The following is a 4,232-nucleotide window of genomic DNA, read 5'->3' on the forward strand; positions in this document are numbered from 1 at the left end:
CCGGCCAGTTGTCCTCGGCCCGCCTCCTCACCCACGAGGGCGACGGCCACACCGCCTACGGCCGGGGCAGCGACTGTATCGACTCCACGATCAACGCCTACCTGCTCCGCGGCACCCCGCCCGCGGACGGAAAGCGCTGCTCGTAGCCGGTGCCCCACCCCCGGAGGCGGGCGCTGTGGCCCGCCTCCGGGGCAGGTGCGAAGCACCCTCGGAAACTGTGTAGACTTACCGGCGTTGCCGATCGCACCATGGGTGCGGGCAGCGTGCCGCCTTAGCTCAGATGGCCAGAGCAACGCACTCGTAATGCGTAGGTCTCGGGTTCGAATCCCGAAGGCGGCTCCACTGGAACCCCAGGTCAGTAGGTGTTGACCTGGGGCTTTCTGTTGTTCGGGACATGGCGGGGCGGACGGCCGGGGTGTCGTGGGACCGCCTCCGCGAGCGATGCGTGAGCGGGGACGCCCGCGGCCGGGGCGCCGCCCACCGCACCGTCAATCGAACGCGTGGTTCCGTGGGGTGCCGTCCCCGGCCGGTACTTCCCCGGAGCCGGGGGCGTCCGGCGAGACGGGACCCGTCCGGCGCTCCGCGCGGAGTACGGCGCGGGCCGCCGCGAGAACCTCCTCGTCCCCCTCCGCCCCGGAACCCGCCAGAACCTGGAGCAGCCGGGTCCGCCACACGTCGGGATCCGTCTCGTACGCGTCGAGCACCCGTACGCCGTAGCCGCCGCCCCTGCCGGTGCCGTCGCCCCCGGCCAGCCGTCGGCGGACCGTCTCCCTCAGTGCTTCATGGAGATCGTGGACGGTCCCGCGCGCGGTGTCCGTCAGCCCGGCCGCCGCCCCGGACGGGGAACCATGATCGGGCTCGGAACCGCCGGGCCGAGCGCGGACCGGGGTGCCCGAGGGGCAGCCCGTCTCACCGAGGGTCTGGAACTGGCGCGGCAGTTCGACGACCACTGGCTCGGCGCGATGGCGTCCTTCGGCCTCGGCTTCGTCCGCCACGGTCAGGGACGGAACGAGGAGGCACTGGCCTGCTTCCGCGCCGCGCACGTCCGCGGCAGGGCCATCGGCCGCCCTCGCGCGATCAGCAGGGCGCTGACCTCCAGCCTCGACCTCCACCTCTACCTCGACCCACCGAAGGCCAGGGTCATGTTCGGCCGGGTGGCCGACCTCATCCAGCAAACCGGGGACGTCCTCCTGCACACACTCACCCTGGCCAGGCTGGGCACGGCAGAGCACAGCGCGGGAAACCTGGATGCCGCCGCAGCCGTCCTCCGGCGCGCTCTCACGCAGCACCGGACCCTGGCCCCGCTCGGCGATCCCGACCACGACCGGCGGGAGATGGACATCCGGTGCCGGCCGGGCCGCACCTACCGCGCGGCGGGGCGGGTCGCGGAAGCGCGGGACCAGTTCCGTGCCGCGCTCGCCGTACCCGGTGCCGGCAGGTGTCCCAAGGGGCACGCGCAGGCGGTCGAAGGGCTCGCGGCCTCCGGAACCTCCACGTGCTGACACCCTGCCGGGCGGACGGCCCTGTCGGCACGGCCGGCCGATCCGTCCGGCACGCCCGGGGCACCGCTCCCGGGCCGGGCGAACCGGGGAAGTGCCGGTCGTCCCGACGGTGAAGCGCCGAGTGACGCGTGAGCGGACGGTGCCGCACCGGAGGGCCCGGCCGCAGGCACGGACGCGCCGGTAAGCCGCCGGTCGGGGGAGACGGGATCCCGCGTGGTGACGCGGAACCGGTGGTCGTGATCCCGCGGGCCCACGTCATGCGCGGCCCCGGAACGCGTGGGTCCGGAACGCGTGGGTCCCGGAACCGGGACCCGAGGGCGGTTCCACCGGGGCCCCGGGGCGGGCAGGCACCGGCCCGGAGCCTCCGCTGCCCGGGGCGCGATGCCCGCCGGGGCGGGGCTGCGGGCGGGCGGGTGCCCCGCGCGGCCGCCCCGTCGTACCCGTCGGAAGCGGGACGCCGTACCGGGGGCCCGAGAGGTCCCGTACCCGGGGATTGTTTTCGATATGCACGTAGTTAATTCATTTTGGGTGATGTGCCTCCCTTGGAAGGATGATGTATGTGCCAAGCTTTTTGTGCGTGAATGGCGGGAGTGCGGCACCGGGTTATTGGGCGTCGAAAAATATCCCATCACATCCGGAACCTCAAATTCCGCGAAAATGATAATGCTGTGACGTCAGTCACAAGAGTAAAGCGTTGACCAAGTCGATCCAGCGGTTCATATACTGGCCGTACGTTCGAATGCGTGGGTGGGTCGACGCTTCGCCGCCCGCCCTCCAGATGTGGCCGCCGCACATTCGGCCGAGCGTTTCACGGGGTCTCAGTCAAGGGGGAACTTCATGCTTCCGGGCAAGGTGGATCAGTCACCTCGCTTGAGGAATTCCCTGCCGAGCATGGCCCCGGGGTGAGAAACATACTGGTCACGGGGGTCGCGGGCGCCCCGGATCCGTTCGGTCGACCGGGCCGTCGTGATCGCCGGCGTCGTGGCCGCGGTGAGTGCGGCCGCCGGGACCGCGCAGAACTTCACGGCGTTCGCCGTGACTGCTGTGGTCACGCCCGCACATGCCGGGCGAAGGCCGGGTGAACCGTCCGCGCCTTTGTCGGAGGCCCTGTCGGTGTGCGTTTCCCTTCCCTTTTCATGGGCCGTTGGATTCGAATTCCAAGGGTTTTGGATCCGACGGTCCGCGGGCATATTGATCGCGGGGCCGGCTTCGGCGAGTCGATCGGAATCGAGTTCGGGTGAGTGCGGGGTGGAAATGCTGCTGAGCGGCGTGCACGCGGTTCTCGGTGGTGATCCCGCGCATCGCGTTCACCGGGAATCGGGTGCCCCCTTCCGCCCCGCCCGGCGCCCGGCGCGCGATCACCGGGCGGTCGCGCGGCCGCACGAGCGGTTCTTCCCCGATTCCGCGATCCGCCCCCGTACCCGCAGTTCTTCCCGGTGCGGGCCGGTGCCCCGTCTTCGTCGCGCCGCCCCCGCGCTTCCGATCCGTCTTCGGTGTCGGCACATATTCGGTCCGCCGTAAGAACCGCGAACCGGTTCTTCCGGCGAGCCTTTCAGCACATCGGAATCCGGCGCCTCACCGCCGGACGATCATGAGGTTGACAGGTGAATCGTAGTAGTTCCTTGAGAGAGCCCCACCTCGAACTAGGAAACGACCACATGAGAATCCTTCAACTTGTCTCCCAAGGCTGCACCATGGCGCAGGTCGCCCGCCGTATGGAGATGAGCGACCGCACACTCCGGCGCAAACTCCGGTCGATATGCGACCACGTCGACGTGGAAACCCCGATAGAAGCAGTGGTGTGGGCCGTGCGCCGAAGAATCATCTGACCGGAGCGACGCCGCCCGTCCCCCTCGGGGCAGGGCGCGCGGAGGGGAGCGGCGCTTCGGGCCGGGTGGTGCCGGCGCGGTGGCACGGGGATCGGGAGGGACGGCGGGGAATCGTCGTCACCGGTCGCCGCCGGCCGGCGTCGCCCGGCTCCGCGCCGGGGCGGACCGTACCCGGTGCGTCCCCGCCCGCGGTGGCCGATAGCGGTCACTCCGTTGTCAGGCGGCGGCGGCCCGGGATAGAAAACGTCTGTGGCAGGCGAAAAGATCGAATATCCGCAGAGCCGGTCTTCCGCGTCGGTTGTCGACGGTCCCGTGGACGCATCGGTCGAACAACTCCTGAGGCGGCTCGGGCTGGGTTCGCTGAGCGCTTCCGAGGTCTATTCCTACCCGGGCCGGAACGACAACTGGTCCGGTGTCACGGACACAGGTGAGCCGGTATTCGTGAAACGGCTGAAAGGGAGTCCCGAGGAATCCCTGAAGCGTTATCGAAGGATCATGTCGTTCGAGCTTCTCGCGAACGGCGGCGCCCGCCCCTTCCCCCGCCCCGAATTCCTCGGGGGTGACGAGGAGCAGCGGCTGCTGGTGTTCCGGATGCTGGACGGCATCAGGTCCGGCAGCGAGCTCGCCGCGGACGAGGAGTTCACCGAGTCCATGTCGGCGCAGGCCGGCCGGACGTTGGCCGCGCTGCACCGGCTCCCCTTCCGGGCCGAGGACTTCCCCGAGCCGGACCCCCACCCGTACCCCCCGGTCGAGGACCTGCGGTCGCTGCCGCTGGAGCTCTACGTCCACGCCACCGGTGCTTTCGTACAGGCGTGGGGGATGCTGCAGCGCGACGCCGCGCTGCTCGGGGAACTGGAGCGGCTCCGGGCGACCGAGGCCGGGGTCGCGTGCGTGCCCGTCC

The 4,232-nt window shown here is 70.5% G+C and carries 5 protein-coding genes and 1 tRNA gene; 4 read left to right on the forward strand and 2 right to left on the reverse strand.

Features of this window, described 5'->3' with window-relative positions:
- On the forward strand, nt 1–146 hold a 146-nt coding region (locus B7L92_RS31405; RefSeq protein ID WP_143626407.1), incomplete at its 5' end, for an alpha/beta hydrolase.
- A 119-nt stretch (nt 147–265) separates the two neighbouring features.
- Nucleotides 266–342 (forward strand) — tRNA-Thr (locus B7L92_RS31410).
- Between the two features lie 146 nt (nt 343–488).
- On the opposite strand, the gene B7L92_RS41210 is transcribed toward B7L92_RS31410, so the two are convergent.
- A complete protein-coding gene (locus tag B7L92_RS41210; protein WP_170102265.1) occupies nt 489–995 on the reverse strand; it encodes a hypothetical protein in 507 nt (168 codons plus the stop codon).
- On the opposite strand from B7L92_RS41210, the gene B7L92_RS31420 reads away from it, so the two are divergent.
- Nucleotides 963–1,502 (forward strand): hypothetical protein, encoded by a 540-nt coding sequence (locus tag B7L92_RS31420; RefSeq protein WP_174704049.1) that lies wholly within the window; start codon nt 963–965, stop codon nt 1,500–1,502. The two genes, B7L92_RS41210 and B7L92_RS31420, sit on opposite strands and share 33 nt — an antisense overlap.
- An 857-nt stretch (nt 1,503–2,359) precedes the next feature.
- Here the strand turns inward: B7L92_RS31420 and B7L92_RS31425 are convergent.
- Nucleotides 2,360–2,554, reverse strand: coding sequence for a hypothetical protein (locus tag B7L92_RS31425; protein WP_081240716.1), 195 nt, complete (start codon nt 2,552–2,554; stop codon nt 2,360–2,362).
- A 1,218-nt stretch (nt 2,555–3,772) separates the two neighbouring features.
- Here B7L92_RS31425 and B7L92_RS40425 point away from each other — a divergent pair.
- Nucleotides 3,773–4,232, forward strand: a 460-nt coding sequence (locus tag B7L92_RS40425) for a phosphotransferase (RefSeq protein ID WP_255311226.1), incomplete at its 3' end; no start/stop codon positions are given.

This window comes from Streptomyces viridosporus (assembly GCF_002078235.1).
GTDB lineage: Bacteria > Actinomycetota > Actinomycetes > Streptomycetales > Streptomycetaceae > Streptomyces > Streptomyces viridosporus.

Excerpts from the sequence above, each read along its gene's own strand:
- B7L92_RS31420 (WP_174704049.1), top strand. The coding sequence starts at position 963 with ATGGCGTCCTTCGGCCTCGGCTTCGTCCGCCACGGTCAGGGACGGAAC.